Source organism: Mobilicoccus caccae, assembly GCF_030161635.1.
GTDB classification, from domain to species: domain Bacteria; phylum Actinomycetota; class Actinomycetes; order Actinomycetales; family Dermatophilaceae; genus Mobilicoccus; species Mobilicoccus caccae.
The window spans coordinates 257,065-276,051 of sequence record NZ_BSUO01000001.1; the positions used below are offsets into that span (position 1 = coordinate 257,065).

Genomic DNA, 18,987 nt, shown 5'->3' on the forward strand with positions numbered 1-18,987 from the left:
TCGCCTGAGACAGTAAGCGAGGGCGAGACAGCAGCGCGTGCGGTGCTGTCTCGGACCTCGCTTGCTGTCTCAGATGGGGTTGGGTGGAGTTTCGGGTGGGTGGGAGGATGGCCGCATGCCCCGACGAGTACGTCCCGCTGACGGCGAGTCGGCTCTGGCTGCGTGGTGCACCGACCCGACGGCCCCGCGGGCGGTCATCGCCACCGCCGTCCGCTACACGCTGGAAGAACTCGCCGAGCGGGCTCCCGGTCATTCGGTGGAGGTGCGGGTCCCGCCGTTCGGGGTGGTCCAGTGCGTCGCCGGGCCGCGGCATCGCCGCGGGACCCCACCTGCGGTGATCGAGACCGACGCGCGAACGTGGCTCGGCCTCGTCGTCGGTGATCTGACCTGGGAGGACGCCCGTGCGTCGGGGTCGGTTCGCGCCGGTGGCGAGCGCGCCGACCTGGGCGCCCACCTGCCTCTGATCCCGCGCGCCGCCTCCGCTGGATGATCCCGGGACGTGGCAGAGCACTCCCGGCGGGTGGTCCCGTCCGCTCGTCCGGCGCCTCGTGGACTACCGTTGCCGTCATGGCCTCCACCGCACCGAACTCCCACCGCGGGCGGACGACACGAAGCGTGAACTGGGGTGCCTTCCTCGGCACGGGCGTCGTGCTCGGCGTCGTCGTGGGAGGGCTCGTCCACGTCCTCGGCCCGTACGTCCCGAGCTACACGATGACCACCTCGGTGCTGTTCTTCGCGGCGTTCGGCGCTCTCGTCGGTGGGCTCCTCGCCGGGCTCATCGGCGTCATCTGCGACATCGTCCTCGCCCGGCGCTGATCGGATCGGTCCCGCGAGCCCGGCGCACGATCGACGCCATGGGTCGGCGGACCGTCGCCGCTGCGAGATCGACCGGACGAGGCGTTCCCCCGACGTGTGGAAGACTGAGCGCGTGAGACGCGGTGACGGTCGGCTGAATCACGACATCCTCCCTGGTGAATCAGGGCCTCAGGACGCCTGCGGTGTCTTCGGGGTCTGGGCGCCCGGCGAGGAGGTCGCCAAACTCGCCTACTACGGGCTCTACGCGCTGCAGCACCGCGGGCAGGAGTCCGCAGGCATCGCCGCAGGTGATGGTTCGAGAGTCCTCGTCTACAAGGACATGGGCCTGGTCAGCCAGGTCTTCGACGAGACCAGCCTCGCCCAGCTCACCGGCCACGTCGCCGTGGGCCATGCGCGCTACTCCACCACCGGTGGCAGCACGTGGGAGAACGCGCAGCCGACCCTGGCGGGGGCCGCTCGTCACACCATCGCCCTGGTGCACAACGGCAACCTCATCAACGCCCCCGAGCTGCGTGAAGAGCTCGGCGAACCGTTGGAGGGGGCTGTGCGGGGCGAACTGCGCCGCGGCAACACCACCGACACCGCCATCGTCACCACGCTGCTGTCGGAGAGCGAGGGCAAGGACATCGAGGCCCGCGCGCTTGAGGTCCTGCCCTCGGTGCGGGGGCCTTCTGCTTCGTCTTCATGGACGAGAACACCCTGTACGCCGCCCGCGACCCCCAGGGCATCCGCCCCCTGGTCCTCGGCCGGCTCGAGCGGGGGTGGGTCGTCGCGAGCGAGACGGCGGCGCTCGACATCGTCGGTGCCAGCTTCGTCCGTGAGATCGAGCCGGGCGAACTCATCGCCATCGACGAGGACGGGCTGCGGTCGCAGCGGTTCGCGGAGGCACGTCCGCGCGGATGCGTCTTCGAGTACGTCTACCTCGCCCGACCCGACACCTCGATCAACGACCGGGGGTGTACGAATCCCGCGTCGAGATGGGTCGCGCCCTCGCGCGCGAGCACCCCGCGGACGGCGACCTGGTCATGCCGACGCCGGACTCCGGCATCCCCTCGGCCATCGGGTACGCCGAGGAGTCGGGCATCCCCTACGGCCAGGGCCTCGTCAAGAACGCCTACGTGGGCCGCACCTTCATCGCGCCCAGCCAGACCATCCGCCAGCTCGGCATCCGGCTCAAGCTCAACCCGCTGCGGGACGTCATCAAGGGCAAACGCCTGATCGTCGTCGACGACTCGATCGTCCGCGGCAACACCCAGCGCGCCCTGGTGCGGATGCTCCGCGAGGCGGGGGCCGCCGAGGTGCACGTGCGCATCTCCTCCCCGCCGGTGAAGTGGCCGTGCTTCTTCGGCATCGACTTCGCCTCGCGCGCGGAGCTCATCGCCACCGGCCTGGGCGTCGAGGAGATCTGTCGCAGCATCGGCGCGGACAGCCTCGGCTACATCTCGGAGACGGGCATGATCGAGGCCACCCGCCAGCCGCGCGAGCTGCTGTGCACCGCCTGCTTCACCGGCGAATACCCGATGGAACTCCCCGAGTCGACCTCCGTCGGCAAGCACGTGCTCGAGCCCGGCGCCGCGCCGCTGTACCCCGGAAACCCCGACGCCTCGCTCATCACCGTGCCCGCCGAGCAGACACCGCGGCGTTCCGTCGTCACCCAGGAGGACACCCCATGACCGACGCCACCCCTTCGACCTCCGGAGGCATCACCTACGCCTCCGCCGGCGTCGACGTGGAGGCCGGTGACCGCGCCGTCGAACTCATGAAGGCCTCGGTGGCTCGCGCGCAGCGCCCCGAGGTGCTCGGCGGCCTGGGCGGATTCGCGGGGATGTTCGACGCCTCGGCGTTGCGCGGGATGCGCCGCCCCGTGCTCGCGACCAGCACCGACGGTGTCGGCACGAAGGTCGCGATCGCGCAGGCGATGGACAAGCACGACACCATCGGGTTCGACCTGGTGGGCATGGTGGTCGACGACATCGTGGTCTGCGGGGCCGAACCCCTGTTCATGACCGACTACATCGCCTGCGGCAAGGTCGTCCCCGAGCGGATCGCGGCCATCGCCTCCGGCATCGCCGCCGCCTGCGAGTCGGCGGGCGTCGCGCTCGTCGGCGGCGAGACGGCCGAGCATCCGGGGCTGTTGGGTCTCGACGAGTACGACTGCGCCGGCGCCGCCACGGGTGTCGTCGAGTTCGACGACGTGCTCTCACCCGATCGGGTCGTGCCCGGCGACGTCGTCATCGCCCTGGCCTCCAGCGGTCTGCACTCGAACGGGTACTCCCTCGTGCGGGCCGTGTTCGCTGCAGCCGGCTGGGGATTCGACCGGCACGTCGAGGAGTTCGGACGCAGCCTGGGGGAGGAGCTGCTCACCCCGACCCGGGTCTACAGCAAGGATCTGCTCGCGCTCATCCGCACCGAGGGCGTCGACGTCCATGCCCTCAGCCACGTCACCGGCGGCGGGCTCGCCGCCAACCTCGCCCGGGTACTGCCCTCCGGCGTGCGGGCGGAGGTCGACCGCGGAACGTGGACCCGCCCGGCGGTCTTCGACGTGGTGCAGGCCGTCGGCCAGGTTCCCACGCCCGACCTCGAACGGACCCTCAACCTGGGCGTCGGATTCGTCGCGGTCGTCCCCGAGGACCAGGCGGACCGCGCGCTGGCGAGGTGCGCCGAACTCGATCTGCCGGCGTGGGTGGCCGGTCGCGTCAGCGTCGCCGACACCCCGGCACGCGACGACGCGGAGATCGTCCAGGGCTCCAAGGGCGTCCAGGGCGGCGCGGTGCAGGTCTTCGGCACGCACCCGCGCTGAGGTTCGCCGGACTTTTCGAACTCACGCCGATCCATACATCGTGCAACGACGAGGCCGACGTCCCGGGTGGTCCTGGGATGTCGGCACACGTCGATGACGGGTACGGGAGGGTGGAGAGGGGACTCAGCGCTCCGAGGTGCGCCAGTCGTCGTCGTTGCCCCCGTAGCCGTGGTCCTCGGCCTCGACCTCACGGTCGCGATCGGTCGTCGAACCGTGGAGCTCGCGCTCAAGCGCTCGTAGGTCGGTGTCGGGGCTGAAGTACTTCAGCTCGCGAGCGACCTTGGTCTGCTTGGCTTTAGCTCGGCCGCGCCCCATGGCGTCGACCCCCTCACGCGTCTGCCGGGGCGGCATCACGACGGCCGGGCACCTCGTCCGACGAGTGCCTGGCCGTCACGGAGCGGCTCCGGGAATGTCGTTTGTTCGTGGGGTCTACGGTACATGCCCGAGCGAGAATCGGAGAACCGGCGCGGTCGACCGCCAGGGCCCCGTGAGGACGCCCTGCGACGATTCGGCATCGGTGCCCGGACTGGGCGACGTACGCCCTCGTGTCCGTGGGGCGACGAGAGTAGGCTGGGGGCTTCGTCGACGCGGAGACCAATGCGTGGAAGGCAGCTCATGGCACAGCAGGAAAAGACCGACGCTCGAGAAGATCTGATGACACCGGCAGAGGTCGCAGCCCTGTTCCGTGTCGACCCCAAGACCGTGACCCGCTGGGCGGTGGCCGGTAAGTTGCAGTCGTTGCGCACGTTGGGCGGGCACCGTCGGTATCGGGCCGCGGAGGTCCACGCACTGCTGGCCCAGGCCTCGGGGGCATGCGCCGACGCCCCGGTCGAGGGGCCGGGCGCAGGCGCCGCCGACGCGGCCTACTGACACCGGCGCCGCCCGGGTGGGCGGCGACGAGAACGGCCGGCCCGTCCCGAAGGGGACGGACCGGCCGAGTCGAGTTCCGTGTTCCTCTGAAGGACCCGCCGCCTGTCTTGGGCGGGCGGGCCTTACTTCTGGCGGCGTTCGCCCTCCGCCTCGTTTTTGTCCTTGCGGGGGGACATGCGCTTGGCGAGCGCGGCCGCGGCTCCAGGACGTGCCGTCGCGGCGTCCTGGTTGGCCTTCTGGAGATCGCGGTAGATCTCCTCGCGGTGGATGTCGACGTCGGCCGGGGCCGTGATGCCGATACGGACGGTGTCGCCGTTCACCTCGAGAACGGTGACGACCACGTCGTTGCCGATGAGGAGACTCTGCTGCGGGCGTCGGGACAAGACCAACACGGCGGGTTCCTTAAGGGGATGAGAGGGGCGAGGAACTTAGTGCCGCAAGGTTACAGCTCAGTCGAGCTGAAGCGTGGCACGCAACGGCAGGTCCTGGTCGACGAGCACGACCTGGGCCGCCTCCTTCGTGTGCCGGTTGACGACCACGGGCGCGAGCAGGTTCGCGGCCGGCTGCTCACCGTCGACACCGAGGTTGACGAGCAGCAGCACGAGAGCGTCGTCGACGTTCTCCAGGCCGAGACGGCCCGCGGTGCCCGAGTCGATCGAGGGTGAGTAGTCCGGGAAGAACGGGCTCGGTGCGATGACGACGAAGCCCATGTCGGGCATGTCGAGGCACTGCATGTCGAACAGGCCGCCCGGGCTCTCGGTGAGCCGGAAGTTCTGGGCGAGCGGAAACCCGACCAGGCCGTGGGGAAGAGTGAGGTCGACGCTCTCGACCTGCTCGGTGGACGTGCTCGGAGTGCTCGTGGTGCTCATCTGGTAATCCCCCAGGGTGGACGTGAAGGTCAGGACTTCTGGTCGAACAGGTGCCGTCCAGATCCCCCGGCGCGTGCACCCGTGGCGGTGTACGTCGTGGAGTCCTGGGACGTGTGGTTGAACCGGTCGAGGGTCTCCTGAACGGCGCGGTAGCTCGCCTCGAGCATGGCGCTGTTCGACCGGCTGAGACGGGACAGTTCCTGTGTGGCCTTGGTGAGGGCGTCGCGGTGCTCGTCGAGGACGTCGTCCCACGGCGGCGGCGCCGCCGAGGCGATCTCGGACAACGGCGTGTCCTCGGGCAGGCCGAGCAGTTCGCACACCGGTCCCGCGTCGACGGAGCGCATGAGTTCCGCCTCGCGCATCTCGCCGATGACGACTTCGATCTCGCGCGTGGAGCGACCCATCCACCGGGTTCTGCCGGTCTCGATCAGGACATGCTGAACCTCCAGCCGGTAGGTGAGGAGTTCCAGGAGTTCCTGGATCCGCCACAGGCCGGCTGAGAGGTTGGAGAGTACCGTCGTCGCGGCGTCGGAGGGGCCGGTCACGCGTGCCTCAGCTCGTTCACGAACGTTCAATCGGCCGGTGTCCTCGGCAGGTAAGGGTTTCGAGGACATCCGGGAGAGGTGACGCGAGAAGTGCCGGAGCGGGGCGACCGGCGATATCGGCGGTGATGTCGATGTCGATCCGGGATGTTGCATCCAGCGGAGGGGCCCTGGGGTTCAGAACGCCGGTGCCGGGTCCGAATAGATGGACGCATCCACCCGCGGTCGGGCCCGCACACGCTCGCCCGACGGTCGGGCCGGGAGCGAAGTGCTTGACGGTGAAGCGAATTGGCGTGGCTCCTTTGGAGGAGCGATATGGGATCGATTCTCGTGTGGCTCTGAAGGATATTCTGGGCAAGCGTTCTGGACATGTACTGGACAATCGATCAATTGCTGCTTCAACATGTTCACAACCCCTCGGAGTTGCATCTAACGAGGCCCCCTGATCGCTACCTGAGAGTAGGCGAAGGCCCTCTGACCTGCGCCGATGCCCCGAGCATGGGCGATTTGTCGTCCACCCGCACCTCTTCCTAGCGTGTCGTTGTGACCGCAATTCCCGGTGTCTTGCGAGGTGGGAGAAAACCGTGACTGAAGTGAAGGTCGACGCCGTCGACATGGATGAGTTGTGTCGTGCGCACTTGCCGTTGGTGCATTTTGAGGTGCGGGCGATCGGGTCTCGGTTGCCTGGGCATGTGTTCACTGATGATCTGGTGAGTGCTGGGATGGCTGCGTTGGCGATGGCTGCGCGGAGTTTTGATGCGTCGTTGGGTGTGCCGTTCGGTCGGTATGCGGTGCGTCGGATTCGTGGGGCGTTGTTGGATGAGTTGCGGTCTGCGGATTGGGCGACTCGGTCGTTGCGGGCGAAGGTGCGTCGGCGGGATGCGGTGCATGATTCGTTGGCGGCGTCGTTGGGTCGTCGGCCGTCGCCGGTGGAGGTGGCTGCCGAGTTGGGGTGTTCGGTGGCGGAGTTGGAGCGTTTGGAGGCTGATCTTCATTCGTCGGTGGTGTTGCGTCTTGATGTGATCACTGATGCTTCTGGTGGTGGGGGTGCGGCGGATGCGATTTTGCCGTCGACGGATGCGACGCCGGAGATGGTGTTGATGGCGCGGGAGCGTCAGGCGTATCTGCGGGATGCGATCGAGGCGTTGCCGGATCGGTTGGCGACGGTGGTGCGTGGGTGTTTCTTCGAGGATCGTCCGATGCGGGAGTTGGCGGAGGATCTGGGTGTGACGGAGTCGCGGATCTCGCAGATGCGTGCTGAGGCGTTGCGGTTGTTGCGCGATGGATTGAATTCGCAGTTGGATCCGGCGATGTTGGCGTCTTCGGGTGATCGTCCGGTGAATGCCACTGGTGCGGTGGCTCGTCGGAAGGCGGCGTATTACGCGCAGATCGCGGCGCGGTCCTCGTATCGGGACCGGTTGAGCATGCCCACCGCAGGCGAGGCCGCCGCTGCATCCATGAGTGGGTGACAGGGGCTTCGCCACTGCCGATACTCGGACCAGGAGCCGGCGTGCTCCACGACAACTGAATCGGCCTCACCCGAGGCCCGTGAACTTCCGAGACCTTCGAACTCCGTGCGACAACACGTCGAGCGCGATCCTCGGATTCGGTCGGTCGGCGGCTTTCCCCAGCTGCGACCGATCGGGTTCGGTGCCATTCCCCCAAGCGGCATCGGACCCCACCGGTTCCCCGGCCGGTGTGGAAGGCCCCTGCCGACCGTGCTCCCCAACACGGTCGGGCAGGGGCCTTCGTCGTCCCCGGCAGAACCCGTGGGCAGAACCGTCGGCGCTGTCCTAGGCGCGTCTGGCCCGCAAGACGTACTCGTAGGCCTCGAGCATCGTGCGGGCCTCGTCGGAGTCGGTGCCGTAGGAGGCGATGCAGCCCACGAGGGCGTCGAGGTGGGAGGGGTCGTGCAGGGGGATCTCCTCCACGCCGCACGCCTCGATCCTGCTGAGGCCGAGGCGACGGAACATCGCGACGGCCTCGACCATGGTGAACAGGTGGATGCTGCCCCGGTGCAGCAGGCCGGCGTCGCGGTACTCGAACCGGTCGTGGAGCAGCAGCGGCAGCACGACCGACCAGTGCTTGACGTTGGGGATCGCGGCGACGACCACCCCGTCGGGCGCCAGGTAGGGGAGCAGCGCGGCGAGGCTCGCCTCGGGGTCGACGAGCCGGTCGAGGATGTCGACGGCGACGATCGCGTCGAAGTGGCCGCGTTCCTGATCGAGGTCGGGGAGCCGGTTGAGATCCGCTGCGACGACGTGATGCAGGGTGCGGCGGGCCTGGTCGAGATGCCCGCCCTCGTGGTCGATCCCGGTGACGACGGCGCCGCGCTCGACGGCCAGGCGGTGGGCGAAGACCCCTGTTCCGCAACCGAGCTGCAGGACGCGGCCGGCGGTCGGCGGGACGGCCTGGAGGATGCGCCGGTGCCGGGCCGTGAACCCGGACTCGGGCGGGGCGGGCGCGGGCAGGGTGCCGAACCGCTCCGGGCGCTCGTGGGTGCCCTCCTCCAGCGCGACGTGGTGTTCGAGGGTGCCGAGCGTCACCGACCGCGCCCGACGCCCCTGCCAGACCGCCGCCGCCTGCTGGTAGGCCGCGTCGATGTCGTCCGGGTCGGCGTGGCGGGTCAGGGAGATCGGTTCGACCGAGATGCGCCAGCCCTGCTCGCGGGCGCGGTGGCAGAAGTCGACCTCGAACCCGCTGGGGCCGGTGAAGGCGACGTCGTCGAAGCGCAGCCGGGCGGCGAGGTCGGGACGCAGCACGATGCAGGCCGAGTCCACGTAGTCCACGGGCGTGCCGGCGTTGTCCGCGGCCCCCGGAGGTGAGCCCGGATGGCTGCGCGCGGCCGTCTGCCACCAGCGCGGCTCGGAGCCGGCGCCGCTCGCGCCGATGATCGCGAGCTGCGGGTCACGCTCGAAGGCGGCGAGGATCCGGGTGCGAAAGTGCGGGTCGACGATCTCGACGTCGTCGCGCAGGAGCACCACGGCCTCCACCCCGTCGAGGTCGAGGCTGGCCTCGAGAACGTCGTTGTAGGTGCGGGCGACGGGCAGGTCCGGTGAGGACATCAGGGTCGCGTCATCGCCGCCGTAGGCCGCGATGGCGGGCAGGCAGTGTCGGTCGAAGCGGTCGGTGGATTCGACGCACACGCCGAAGACGAACATCGCGAAAGTCCCTTCCGTCGGACGCGCGTCCCGCGACCCGTCCAGGACTCTGATCGGCCTTCGACCTCCGTCGCTGAGGCCATCCGGTCAGCGCTCGTGGGCAGGTGCGCCCTGCTCGCAGGCCGCCTTGATCCCCTGGAGGGTCTGCCTCATCCCCGCGCGCATCGTCCTCGTGAACGCCTCCGTCCCGCCCATGTACTTCTGGGTCAGTCCGTGGGCGTGGTCGGAGATGCCGTCGGGGGCTTCGCGGCGTTGGACGAGCCGCGTGCCCGGACCGGGGGTCTCCTCCAGCGTGAATGACCAGACGAGCCAGTTCTCGTCCAGGCGGAACGCCATCGCGCGACAGGGCTCGAAGTGCACGATCTCGCCGTGGGTCGTCCACGCGAGTGGGCCGCTCTCGTTGTGGTTGACGAATCGGACGCCGACCTCGAGATGGACGGCGCCGTCCAGCAGTGTGGTCTCGCGGACCTGCGGGCTCCATTCCGGGAGGCGACGGACATCACCGACCATCGACCAGACGATGTGCGGGGGTGCATCGATGAGGACGTCCACCTCGAGGGTCTCCAGGGCGGGCACGGCATTCTCCGATCGCTCGAGATCGACGCATCGCTCGACGTGTCGAGAGGCCCTGTCCCATTCCAGGGGGCGGCCCGAATCGAGCCTATTCCTGTCTTCGAAGCGCGGACAGGGATGAAGGCGCACAGGTGCCGGCAGGGGGTGATCGCCTCCACGAAAGCGGCCGTGATGGGGGCGTCTGCGACGTCTTCGACACCTCTGTCGGGGCAGTGGTGGCGGAGGAGAGGAGGCCTCGGACCTGGGCGGACTGTCAGAAAAGTGACGTTCTCTGATTTTTTGGGCGCATGTCCAATACGTGCGACCGACCCTGTTGATCAGGTATCGACAATGGCGTTCTGCTACCGAGTGTTTCAGCATTGCGCAAAGGAATCGTCAGGGCTTCTCATGCATTCATGCGTGCGTCCATCTTGGCCGGAGCGGGGTATCCTGTGAGTCTGTGACCAGCGGCGTCTCATCAGATGGACGACCTTGGAGCGGCCGGAGAAGGTTCTTAGCGTTCTCTGAGTGACCGCGTTATTGGGTGGGGTGGAAAAATATGGGTCCTGAATCGAAGGCCCCTGCGAACGACATGGATGAGTTGTGTCGTGCGCACTTGCCGTTGGTGCATTTTGAGGTGCGGGCGATCGGGTCTCGGTTGCCTGGGCATGTGTTCACTGATGATCTGGTGAGTGCTGGGATGGCTGCGTTGGCGATGGCTGCGCGGAGTTTTGATGCGTCGTTGGGTGTGCCGTTCGGTCGGTATGCGGTGCGTCGGATTCGTGGGGCGTTGTTGGATGAGTTGCGGTCTGCGGATTGGGCGACTCGGTCGTTGCGGGCGAAGGTGCGTCGGCGTGATGCGGTGCATGATTCGTTGGCGGCGTCGTTGGGTCGTCGGCCGTCGCCGGTGGAGGTGGCTGCCGAGTTGGGGTGTTCGGTGGCGGAGTTGGAGCGTTTGGAGGCTGATCTTCATTCGTCGGTGGTGTTGCGTCTTGATGTGATCACTGATGCTTCTGGTGGTGGGGGTGCGGCGGATGCGATTTTGCCGTCGACGGATGCGACGCCGGAGATGGTGTTGATGGCGCGGGAGCGTCAGGCGTATCTGCGGGATGCGATCGAGGCGTTGCCGGATCGGTTGGCGACGGTGGTGCGTGGGTGTTTCTTCGAGGATCGTCCGATGCGGGAGTTGGCGGAGGATCTGGGTGTGACGGAGTCGCGGATCTCGCAGATGCGTGCTGAGGCGTTGCGGTTGTTGCGGGATGGGTTGAATTCGCAGTTGGATCCGGCGATGTTGGCGTCTTCGGGTGATCGTCCGGTGAATGCCACTGGTGCGGTGGCTCGTCGGAAGGCGGCGTATTACGCGCAGATCGCGGCGCGGTCCTCGTATCGGGACCGGTTGAGCATGCCCACCGCAGGCGAGACGACCTCCGCGGCCATCGGCTGATCGCCGGGCTCCTCGGGCTTCTCCGGCTGCCTCCGCTCTCTGATCTGCACCGGTGGGGGACTGCGGTCCTCAGCGAGAGGGATCCGCTGCCGATAGGGGGATCGGAACCCGTGCCAGGGACGGCGCGGGCGAGAACTCACGGAGGAGCCATGCGGATCCCGGTCGACCAGGACGCCTTGGCGCGTATGGTCGCGCGCCACGTGTCAGCCCATCAGGCGGCGTCGGTGACGGCTGCCCGGCGCCTGGCCGACATCACTCCGAACGCCGCCGACGACGCGGCGGGCGTGGCCATCGCCACCCGCATGCAGGCCCGCGCGGCGAGCGCGGCGGCCGCCTCCCACAACGTGCAGGACGGCATCTCGCTGATGCAGGTCGCCGACGGCGCCCTGGCGGCGATGACCGCCTATCTCGACAAGGTCAGGGTCGTGGCCGTGCAGGCGGCGACCGACACCTTCGACGACACCCAGCGCAGCGCCCTGCAGATCGGCGTCGACTCCCTGCTGCAGGGGTTCGACGACACGTGGCGGTCCATCAGCGAATCGACCCGGTCGATCCAGGTGGGCATCGACGCCGGCGACACGCTCACTGTCCCGGCCGGTCTCGACGGCGAGCGGTCCTGGGGGTCTCCGTGCAGAGCGCCGACTCCGCACGATCGGCGCTCGACATGCTGGACGAGGCGTTGCAGGAGCTCTACGCGCAGCGGGCCGCCGTGGGCGCCGCGGAGAACCGGCTGGGTCGGATCCTCGAGTCGCTCGGGGTGCAGGAGTCGCAGGGCGCGCAGACCGCCTCGCGGATCACCGACGCCGACCTGGGTCGGGAGGTCATCCAACTCCTTCGTTCGCGCTCGTGGGCGCAGGCCGGCGCGCAGATGCTCGGTGAGGTCACGGCCGCCGGTCGTCGGGCGATGGAGATCCTTCTGGCGTCGGCGGCGACCGTCTCGGCCGAGGCAGCGGCGGACAGTCCTCCGGCGACCGGGTCCGCGGCGGCGCCCCCGGCGAGTGCGCCGTCCCCGATGCCCATGCTCATGCGCCCCGCCGTGGACGTCTCCCCGCTGCCTGCGGCTCCTTCGCCCGGTCCTCGGCTCGCTCCCGCGGGCGTAGAGTCCGCTTCCTCGGAACCTCATCTCACGGCCACGCCTCTGCCCGTGCAGAATTCGACGGCCGAGTTGGCTTCGACGTCGGCCGGTCCTGCCGATAGGACCTCGACCGTGTAGCTGCGCGCGTCCGACCGCTCATCCGGTGGGACGGGATCGGAGGCGAGGTGAGCAGGCTCGCTCTCGTGATGGTGACCCGCGACGAGGCAGATCTCGTGGAACGGGCGGTGCGATCCGCGCAACCCTTCGTCGACGAGACGGTGCTGCTCGACGTCGGCTCCGGTGACGCCGCCCTGGAGCGGTTCGCGCAGCTCGACGTCCGGGTGGTCGACGGCCGGTGGAGCGAGGACGCCGCGAGATGCCGCAACGCCGCTCTCGACGCCGCCGACGCCGACTGGAATCTCGTGCTCGACCCGGAGGAATGGCTCGCGGAGGGCGCTGAGGGACTCAGGTCGCTGACCGACGGGCCGGACCAGGTGGGTCTGGTCGAGGTGCGGCGGGCGCCCGGTGGCGTCCACGAGGCCGACCACCCGCGCCACCTGTCGCCCCGGCTGCTGCCCCGAGGGGTGCGGTTCGAGGGTGCCTACCGCGAAGAGCCCGTGTTCGATCTGCCGGTCGTGCGCACCGATCTGGTCGTCGCCTCCGACGACACCGAGACCGGACGCTGGCGGGCCGACCGCAGCCGCAACGAGGCGATCCTCCTGCAGGCGCTGGCGGTGCGTCCCGGCGACCCGACTCTCCTGACGCAGCTCGCCGACGAGATGCGACTCACCGGCCGGTACTCCGAGGCCGCGGAGTACTACACGACCGCGATGACGGGTGTCGCCGCCACGGAGGAGTCGCGGCACGCGATGGTCATCGGTGCGCTGGAGTGCTACACCAAGGCCGGCCTGTTGCGCGACGCCGTGGCGCTCATGGACGAGCAGGGCGCCGCCTGGCAGCACTCACCCGACTTCACGTTCCTGTTGGGCGACCTCTTCTTCGAGATGATGCTGACCACGCCCGATCTGGGGCAGGAGTTGGCGCCGCTGGTCGAGACCGCCTGGCGCCGCTGCCTCGAACTGGGGGAGCGGCCGGATCTGGCCGGCGCGGTGCACGGCCGGGGCAGTTTCCTCGCCGCGCAGAACCTGTACGTGCTCTACCTGGTGCTCGGTCGCAACGACGAGGCGGAGGAGTGGGCGGCCCGCGCCTCGACGATGCGCATCCCCGCGTCCTCGGTGGGACGCCTGCTCGGCTGAAGGACCCGGCCTTCTCGCGTGTCAGGCGTGTGCGCGGCTGGTCACCAGGAGATCTCGATCTCGATCTCGGACTTCTCACCGACCTCGACCTCGACGGACAACTCCACCTGATCGGGAACGCTCACGGTGACGTCCCGCCCGCCCTGCACGAACGTGATCTCGTTGTGGCGGGCGAGTTGATCGGCGATCTCGTGCAACCGGGCCGCGGCCTCTTCGCGGCGAAGGGACTCGTTCTTCTCGTGCTCGATGATGTCGGCCATGCCTCAACCCCACCGGGGCCGACGCCGCGTGTCAATGACCGGCGTCACGGGGTCGGGTGGGCGGGAGTGCCGGTGTGAGGCGCAGTGAGATCTGTCGCTCCCGCCCGGCCGTCACCGCCCGCGACGTGCCAGGGTGCCGGACATGGACATTCCCACTGTCGTGACGACCTACCAGGGTCCGGCCGGAGACCACGACGATCGGGCGATGGATGCGGTCGTCCGGCTCGGCGAGGCTCTCGGGAGATGGGCGGGGACCGACGTGGTCGAGGTGGGGATGCCGTCGCCGTCCGATCCTGGTGACTGGCGCGTCGAACTCGAGCGGTGCCGGACCTCGCTGCACCTCATGGCGGACCGTGTGGACGCGGTGATGTCGGCCGGGCAGCGCCCGATCAGTGCCATCACCCGGTGCGCCGTCGCGCTGGCGACGCTGCCCGTCGTGCCCCGTCATCGGCCCGACGCGGTCGTGGTGTGGTTCGACGCCCACGCCGACATCAACACCCCCGCCGACACCGGCACCGGATACCTGGGCGGGATGGCTCTGTCCGGTCCACTGGGGTGGTGGGACTCCGGCCTGGGCGGTGGCCTGCCCGAGGACCAGGCGGTGCTGGTCGGCTGCCGCGACATCGACCCGGCCGAGCAGGCCCGCATCGCGGCGGGGTCGCCGGTGCTGGTGGCCCCCGGGGTCGGCGTGGCCGATCGGCTGGCGAAGGCCGTGCGCGGGCGTCCCGTCTACATCCACCTCGACTGCGACGTGATGGAACCCGGGCTGTTCTCCACCGACTACCGGGTTCCCGGCGGCCTGACGCTGCCCGACCTCGAGGCCTGCGCCCGGGTGTTGGGCGGGAGTGAGGTGGTCGGGGTCGAGATCGCCGAGTACGAAGGCGACGGTTCGGCGACGGCGGAGGACCTCGTCGAGAGTTTGAGACCGGTTCTGTTCGCCTGAGTCGGCGCGGCCGTGGTCGGCACGTGGATCGAAGAACAACACCGACAACATGGCCGCACCGGCGCTGAGGATCACCCCAGGTCAGAGGGGTGCACCCCTGAAACGCAGTCGATCCATGTTGTCGGTGTTGTTCTTCGCGGCGAGAGACCGTCGGCGAATGGTGTGGGAACTGCTGCTCACGGGGTGATGGTGCGGGCGAGGCGGAAGCCGAGGTCGTCGAAGGTGGCCCGAGGGTTGGTCTTGCGCCGGACTCCTGCGCGGCAGGCCCAGTGGGGGTCGCTCCAGCCGCCGCCTCGGATGATGCGGTAGGAGCCGTAGATCTGTGGGTCGTAGAGATCCCAACACCATTCCCACACTCCGCCGAGCATGTCGAACAGGCCCCACGCGTTGGGCCTCTTCTCGCCGACGCGGTGCCGGGCGCCGTCGGAGTTGTCGGCGTACCAACCGATCTCGTCGAGGTCGCCATAGCGCGCGCCGCTCGTGCCGGCCCGACAGGCGAGTTGCCACTCTGCATCCGTGGGGAGGCGATAGCCGTTCGCCTCGCGGTCCCAGGCCACGTCCCAGTCGTCGGGGACCGGCTCGTCGTGCGGGGTCCACGTGGATCGCGGCTGCGGCGCGGGATCGAGGACGGTGACGGCGTAAGCAGGAGCGAGTCCCTCCTGCAGCGACAATTCGTTGCAGAACGCGATCGCCGCCCGCCAACCGACGTCGACCTTGGGGAGGTCCGTCCGGTTCGAGTCGATGTCGATGTCGCGCACCGTGTTCCACTGATCGACGGTCACGACCGTCGTGGCGATCTCGAACCGATCGACCTCGACCGTCCACGTCCGCCCGGTCCGGCGATCCACCATGGCCTCGGCGACGGGGCCCTGCGGGGGCACCCGCACCATGTCGATGGGCATGTGCGTCCTCTCGGGTGGGGGCGTCCGCGACCGCACGTCGTACTCGAGCGGCGTGATCCGCGACCACCGTAGACGGGTGGGGTGTCGGGGTGTGAGTGAGCGTGAGCTCACGGGTGGAGCGGGCTTGGGCTATAGCAATGGACGCTATGGTCTGAGCGTGAGTGAGCGGAAGGAGATCCTGGCGCTCGTGATGCGTGCGACCAGCACCAGTCAGAGCGAGTTGTCCAGGTTGAGCGGGTGCACCAGCCCAGCATCAGTCAGTTCCTGTCCGTGAGGTTCCCCCGGACCGTAGAGGCATCGACAATGAGGATCGAGATGCCAGAGAAGCGGAAGAAGTACGACCGGGAGTTCCGTGAGGGAGCTGTCCGGATCGTCGAAGAGACCGGGAAGCCGATCGCCCAGATCGCGCGCGACCTTGGCGTGAACGAGGGCACGTTGGGCAACTGGGTGAACCGCGCACGCGAGGCTGCCGAGGGCACCAGAGGGTTGTCGAAGGACGACGTCGAGGAGCTCAAGCGGCTGCGTGCCGAGGTCGCCGAGCTCCGGATGGAGCGTGATGTCCTCAAGCGATCCGTGGTCCTGTGGGTCAAGGAGGCGACGAAGTGAGCGTGGCACGCTTCATCGCCGACCAGAGGACCAACTACCGGGTGCCACACACCGTGACCTGCCTGCTGCTGGGGGTGTCCCTAGCGTGGTTCTACAAGTGGCTCACCCGTGCCACCGGACCGTCGGCGTCCAGCGGTCTGCACACCTCTCGGGACCGTCGCCGCGACACCATCGACCGGGCCGTGAAGGTGATGTTCACGAGCAAGCGCGGCCTGCATGGCTCGCCCCGCTTGGTCCATGATCTGCGTGACGACGGCTGGCAGGTCAGCGAGAAGACCGTCGCGGACTCGATGCGTCGCCAGGGCCTGGTTGCGCGTCGGATCAAACGTCGCAACGGGCTGACCAGGCAAGACAAGACCGCGCCGAAGTTCCCTGACCTGCTCAAGCGGGACTTCACCGCCCAGCGGCCCAACGCAAGGTGGGTCGGCGACATGACCGAGATCCCGACCGTCGACGAGCACGGCCGGCCGGGCCCGAAGCTGTACCTGGCGACCGTGATCGACCTCTACTCCCGGCGTCTGCTCGGCGCGGCCACCGGGCTGCATCCCGACGCCGAACTGGCCTGCTCGGCGCTCAAGATGGCCGTCGCGGCCCGTGGCGGCGTGGACGCGGTCAACGGTCCCGACTGGCGCACCGACGAGACCCAGCGCGTCATCTTCCACACCGACCGAGGCTCGACTTACACGGCGAACTCGTTCACCAGACTGTGCCGTCAACTCGGGGTCCGCCAGTCGATGGGCCGGGTCGGATCGTGCTTCGACAATGCCGCGGCCGAGGCGTTCTTCTCCTCCCTGGAGTGGGAGGTGCTGTCGCGACACGAGTTCACCAACACCCGCGCCGCTCGGGCCGTTGTGCTGGACTGGTGCTACGGGTTCTACAACCACGACCGCCGGCACAGCTCGGCGGGCATGATGAGCCCCGTCAGCTACGAGAACACCGCGGCCCTCGACCGGGAAGCCGCATAGGGAAGCCCTCCACGATTCGGGGGAACCACACCGGACGCGTCGACCTGAGTGACGAGCAGCTCGACCGGTTGCTGTGTTGCATGGGTCAACGGCTGGAGGTCGCCCGCAGGGCGGTCGAGCCTGAACTGACTCGCTCGGAGCGTCGGTCGTGGCTGCTTCACCGGCGGATCTCCGCGCACCTGACGCGTGAGACGTGGGGCGCCTCGGAGCCGATCGTCCAGAGCAACCTGCGGAGGCTGCGTCGGGGCGTTTCGGGGGAGCCTCACAAGCGCAACCTGGCCCGCTGGCAGGTGCTCGTCGACTCGGGCGACATCTCCGGGCTCAAGCGCGTGCTGACGGGCCTCGACCGACACTCGATCGAGATGCGGGAGGTCTCCCCCATGCGCGGCCTGATCTCCCAGGAGGAACGCTCCGCGGTCATGGCGCAGGGGCGTTGATGCGCCGAACCCCGCTGGACAGGGGTTCTCCGCATACTGAACTCGTGCGCGTCATTCGCATCATTCCCGACCTCGAGGTCGAGGACATCGCCGCCGCCGACGACTTCTACGGCGGCTACCTGGGCCTGCAGAAGCAGGACCTCGGGCTCGACTGGGTCACCCGGTACCTCGCGCCCGCCGGCGCCGACGTGCAACTGGTGACGACCGACGCCACCGCGAGCACCACGCCCGTGCTGTCGGTCGCCGTGGACGACGTCGACGCGGCCCACGCCGAAGCGGTCCGGCGCGGGTACGAGATCGTGCACCCCCTCACCACGGAGAGCTGGGGAGTGCGACGGTTCCTCGTGCGCACGCCCGACGGGCACGTCGTCAACATCCTCCGCCACCGCGAGTGACGATCCCGCACGCCTGCACACGCCAGAATCGGACAGTTCGCCCGCACCAGAAGCAGATCCGAGACCAGGCAGACTCGGGGACATGACCTCCGAACCCCGCGCAGGCGACGTCCGAGTCGGTCTCGAGCCCGACACCGGACGCCCCGCCCGACGCTTCCACCCCGCCGCGCGTGTCGTGCTGGCCGCGCTGGCGATGCTGGTGTCCGCGCTGTCGCCGCTACCGTTGCTCCTCATCCCCGGGGCGCAGGCGTACCTCAACGCGGCGACCCCCGAGGTCGCGGGTGCGTTCATCATCGGGATGAGTGTGCTGCCCTTCCTCGCGGCCATCGGGCTGGTCTGGCTGCTCATGAAGTACGTGGATCGTCGCCCGATGCGCGAGAGCGGCGTCGTGTGGACCCGGCGGTCGCTCCCCATCTTCCTCGGGTCGATCGCCGCGGTCGTCGCGCTCGTCGTGGCCTGCGGGTTGGCCGTGGAGGCGACAGGGCTGCTGCGCGAGGGCGGGTCGCTGGGCGGCGGTGCGTTGTGGATGGTGATCCTGGTGGCCCTCGCGCAGGCCTTCCTGCTCCAGGGCATCCCCGAGGAGTTCATCTGGCGCGGCTACATGCTGCAGACCCTCTCGGTGCGGCCCTGGGTCGCCGTCCTCATCTCGGCGGCGGGGTTCGCCTCGCTGCACATCATCTCCCAGGGCGGGCAGCAGAACGCCCTCGAACGCGTGCTGTACCTGGCCGTCCCCTTCGGGTTCGGGCTGCTCGCCGGCGCCCTCGTGGTGCAGACCGGATCGGTGTGGGCGGCGGCCGGCGTCCACGGCGGGTTCCACACCGGACTGCTCATCTGCTCCCTGCTGGGAGTCGGCAACGGCCCGGCGTTCTGGCTGGCCTCCGGCGGACTCCTCGGCATCATCGGCGTCGTCCTCCTCTGGCTGCCCGAGAGGCGAACCAGGCAGGCCCAGGCATCGGTCGACGACGCCCGGACGTCCCTCCCCAGGACCGACTGAGGCCCTGATCAGGCGCCGCATCGCGGCCCCGATCCGCGCTCCGGAACACACCGACCGCACCGACATTTTCCAATTGCTTTACCGTCCACAGTGTTTCGGT

Annotated in this window: 23 protein-coding genes and 2 pseudogenes; 16 read left to right on the forward strand and 9 right to left on the reverse strand. The window is 68.9% G+C overall.

Annotation, left to right across the window (positions count from 1 at the left end; genetic code table 11):
- Window positions 1–115: 115 nt before the first annotated feature.
- The 4 genes and pseudogenes from QQK49_RS01310 (at window position 116) to purM (ending at window position 3,616) form a co-directional block, all read left to right on the forward strand.
- Complete coding sequence (locus QQK49_RS01310; protein ID WP_284302310.1) at window positions 116–490, forward strand: sterol carrier family protein; 375 nt, start codon at window positions 116–118, stop codon at window positions 488–490.
- 77 nt (window positions 491–567) lie between these two features.
- Window positions 568–816 carry a hypothetical protein gene (locus QQK49_RS01315; RefSeq protein WP_284302311.1) on the forward strand — a complete coding sequence of 83 codons (249 nt, stop codon included), beginning with the start codon at window positions 568–570 and terminating at the stop codon, window positions 814–816.
- Window positions 817–928: 112 nt separating this feature from the next.
- A pseudogene (gene purF / locus QQK49_RS01320) lies at window positions 929–2,489 on the forward strand (amidophosphoribosyltransferase).
- On the forward strand, window positions 2,486–3,616 hold the full coding sequence (gene purM, locus QQK49_RS01325; protein ID WP_284302312.1) for a phosphoribosylformylglycinamidine cyclo-ligase: 1,131 nt from the start codon (window positions 2,486–2,488) through the stop codon (window positions 3,614–3,616). Before purF ends, purM begins: the two are co-directional and overlap by 4 nt.
- A 123-nt stretch (window positions 3,617–3,739) precedes the next feature.
- Here the strand turns inward: purM and QQK49_RS01330 are convergent, their stop codons facing one another.
- Window positions 3,740–3,931, reverse strand: a complete 192-nt coding sequence (locus tag QQK49_RS01330) for a DUF3073 domain-containing protein (protein ID WP_284305795.1) — start codon at window positions 3,929–3,931, stop codon at window positions 3,740–3,742.
- Window positions 3,932–4,231: 300 nt separating this feature from the next.
- Here QQK49_RS01330 and QQK49_RS01335 point away from each other — a divergent pair, with 300 nt between their 5' ends.
- Complete coding sequence (locus QQK49_RS01335; RefSeq protein WP_284302313.1) at window positions 4,232–4,486, forward strand: BldC family transcriptional regulator; 255 nt, start codon at window positions 4,232–4,234, stop codon at window positions 4,484–4,486.
- Between the two features lie 122 nt (window positions 4,487–4,608).
- On the opposite strand, the gene csrA is transcribed toward QQK49_RS01335, so the two are convergent.
- From csrA to QQK49_RS01350, 3 genes are read right to left on the reverse strand one after another with little or no spacing between them, the layout of a single operon-like run.
- Window positions 4,609–4,878, reverse strand: coding sequence for a carbon storage regulator CsrA (gene csrA / locus QQK49_RS22480; RefSeq protein WP_348536040.1), 270 nt, complete (start codon window positions 4,876–4,878; stop codon window positions 4,609–4,611).
- Window positions 4,879–4,935: 57 nt separating this feature from the next.
- Window positions 4,936–5,355, reverse strand: a complete 420-nt coding sequence (fliW, locus tag QQK49_RS01345; RefSeq protein ID WP_284302314.1) for a flagellar assembly protein FliW — start codon at window positions 5,353–5,355, stop codon at window positions 4,936–4,938.
- A 29-nt stretch (window positions 5,356–5,384) separates the two neighbouring features.
- On the reverse strand, window positions 5,385–5,900 hold the full coding sequence (locus tag QQK49_RS01350; protein ID WP_284302315.1) for a flagellar protein FlgN: 516 nt from the start codon (window positions 5,898–5,900) through the stop codon (window positions 5,385–5,387).
- A gap of 581 nt (window positions 5,901–6,481) precedes the next feature.
- On the opposite strand from QQK49_RS01350, the gene QQK49_RS01355 reads away from it, so the two are divergent.
- A complete protein-coding gene (locus tag QQK49_RS01355; protein ID WP_284302316.1) occupies window positions 6,482–7,366 on the forward strand; it encodes a sigma-70 family RNA polymerase sigma factor in 885 nt (294 codons plus the stop codon).
- Window positions 7,367–7,690: 324 nt separating this feature from the next.
- Here QQK49_RS01355 and QQK49_RS01360 read toward each other — a convergent pair whose 3' ends face one another.
- Both QQK49_RS01360 and QQK49_RS01365 read right to left on the reverse strand, forming a co-directional pair.
- Window positions 7,691–9,058: a methyltransferase domain-containing protein gene (locus tag QQK49_RS01360; RefSeq protein WP_284302317.1), complete on the reverse strand. Its 1,368-nt coding sequence runs from the start codon at window positions 9,056–9,058 to the stop codon at window positions 7,691–7,693.
- Between the two features lie 87 nt (window positions 9,059–9,145).
- Window positions 9,146–9,634, reverse strand: a complete 489-nt coding sequence (locus QQK49_RS01365) for an SRPBCC family protein (protein ID WP_284302318.1) — start codon at window positions 9,632–9,634, stop codon at window positions 9,146–9,148.
- Window positions 9,635–10,202: 568 nt separating this feature from the next.
- Between QQK49_RS01365 and QQK49_RS01370 the strand changes: the two genes are divergently transcribed.
- Window positions 10,203–11,054, forward strand: coding sequence for a sigma-70 family RNA polymerase sigma factor (locus QQK49_RS01370; protein WP_284302319.1), 852 nt, complete (start codon window positions 10,203–10,205; stop codon window positions 11,052–11,054).
- Between the two features lie 211 nt (window positions 11,055–11,265).
- Here the strand turns inward: QQK49_RS01370 and QQK49_RS01375 are convergent, their stop codons facing one another.
- Window positions 11,266–11,412 (reverse strand): hypothetical protein, encoded by a 147-nt coding sequence (locus QQK49_RS01375; RefSeq protein ID WP_284302320.1) that lies wholly within the window; start codon window positions 11,410–11,412, stop codon window positions 11,266–11,268.
- Between QQK49_RS01375 and QQK49_RS23110 the strand changes: the two are divergent.
- The 3 genes and pseudogenes from QQK49_RS23110 to QQK49_RS01385 form a co-directional block, all read left to right on the forward strand.
- Window positions 11,357–11,509: pseudogene (locus tag QQK49_RS23110) on the forward strand (flagellin N-terminal helical domain-containing protein); the annotation flags it as partial. The gene QQK49_RS01375 and the pseudogene QQK49_RS23110 sit on opposite strands and share 56 nt — an antisense overlap.
- A gap of 173 nt (window positions 11,510–11,682) precedes the next feature.
- Window positions 11,683–12,267, forward strand: a complete 585-nt coding sequence (locus QQK49_RS01380; protein WP_284302321.1) for a flagellin — start codon at window positions 11,683–11,685, stop codon at window positions 12,265–12,267.
- A gap of 47 nt (window positions 12,268–12,314) precedes the next feature.
- Window positions 12,315–13,385, forward strand: a complete 1,071-nt coding sequence (locus QQK49_RS01385) for a tetratricopeptide repeat-containing glycosyltransferase (protein WP_284302322.1) — start codon at window positions 12,315–12,317, stop codon at window positions 13,383–13,385.
- Between the two features lie 41 nt (window positions 13,386–13,426).
- Here QQK49_RS01385 and QQK49_RS01390 read toward each other — a convergent pair whose 3' ends face one another.
- Entirely contained in the window at window positions 13,427–13,645 is a 219-nt protein-coding gene (locus tag QQK49_RS01390) for an amphi-Trp domain-containing protein (RefSeq protein WP_284302324.1), read from the reverse strand.
- A 142-nt stretch (window positions 13,646–13,787) separates the two neighbouring features.
- Here QQK49_RS01390 and QQK49_RS01395 point away from each other — a divergent pair, with 142 nt between their 5' ends.
- A complete protein-coding gene (locus tag QQK49_RS01395; protein ID WP_284302325.1) occupies window positions 13,788–14,588 on the forward strand; it encodes an arginase family protein in 801 nt (266 codons plus the stop codon).
- 176 nt (window positions 14,589–14,764) lie between these two features.
- Here the strand turns inward: QQK49_RS01395 and QQK49_RS01400 are convergent, their stop codons facing one another.
- A complete protein-coding gene (locus QQK49_RS01400; protein ID WP_284302326.1) occupies window positions 14,765–15,490 on the reverse strand; it encodes a formylglycine-generating enzyme family protein in 726 nt (241 codons plus the stop codon).
- Window positions 15,491–15,805: 315 nt separating this feature from the next.
- Between QQK49_RS01400 and QQK49_RS01405 the strand changes: the two genes are divergently transcribed.
- The 5 genes from QQK49_RS01405 (at window position 15,806) to QQK49_RS01425 (ending at window position 18,887) form a co-directional block, all read left to right on the forward strand.
- Window positions 15,806–16,096: a transposase gene (locus QQK49_RS01405; RefSeq protein WP_284302328.1), complete on the forward strand. Its 291-nt coding sequence runs from the start codon at window positions 15,806–15,808 to the stop codon at window positions 16,094–16,096.
- A gap of 2 nt (window positions 16,097–16,098) precedes the next feature.
- Window positions 16,099–17,061: an IS3 family transposase gene (locus QQK49_RS01410; protein WP_284302329.1), complete on the forward strand. Its 963-nt coding sequence runs from the start codon at window positions 16,099–16,101 to the stop codon at window positions 17,059–17,061.
- An 80-nt stretch (window positions 17,062–17,141) separates the two neighbouring features.
- Entirely contained in the window at window positions 17,142–17,498 is a 357-nt protein-coding gene (locus tag QQK49_RS01415) for an XRE family transcriptional regulator (protein WP_284302330.1), read from the forward strand.
- Window positions 17,499–17,542: 44 nt separating this feature from the next.
- On the forward strand, window positions 17,543–17,893 hold the full coding sequence (locus QQK49_RS01420) for a VOC family protein (protein WP_284302331.1): 351 nt from the start codon (window positions 17,543–17,545) through the stop codon (window positions 17,891–17,893).
- Window positions 17,894–17,975: 82 nt separating this feature from the next.
- Complete coding sequence (locus QQK49_RS01425) at window positions 17,976–18,887, forward strand: CPBP family intramembrane glutamic endopeptidase (protein ID WP_284302332.1); 912 nt, start codon at window positions 17,976–17,978, stop codon at window positions 18,885–18,887.
- Window positions 18,888–18,987: the final 100 nt, after the last annotated feature.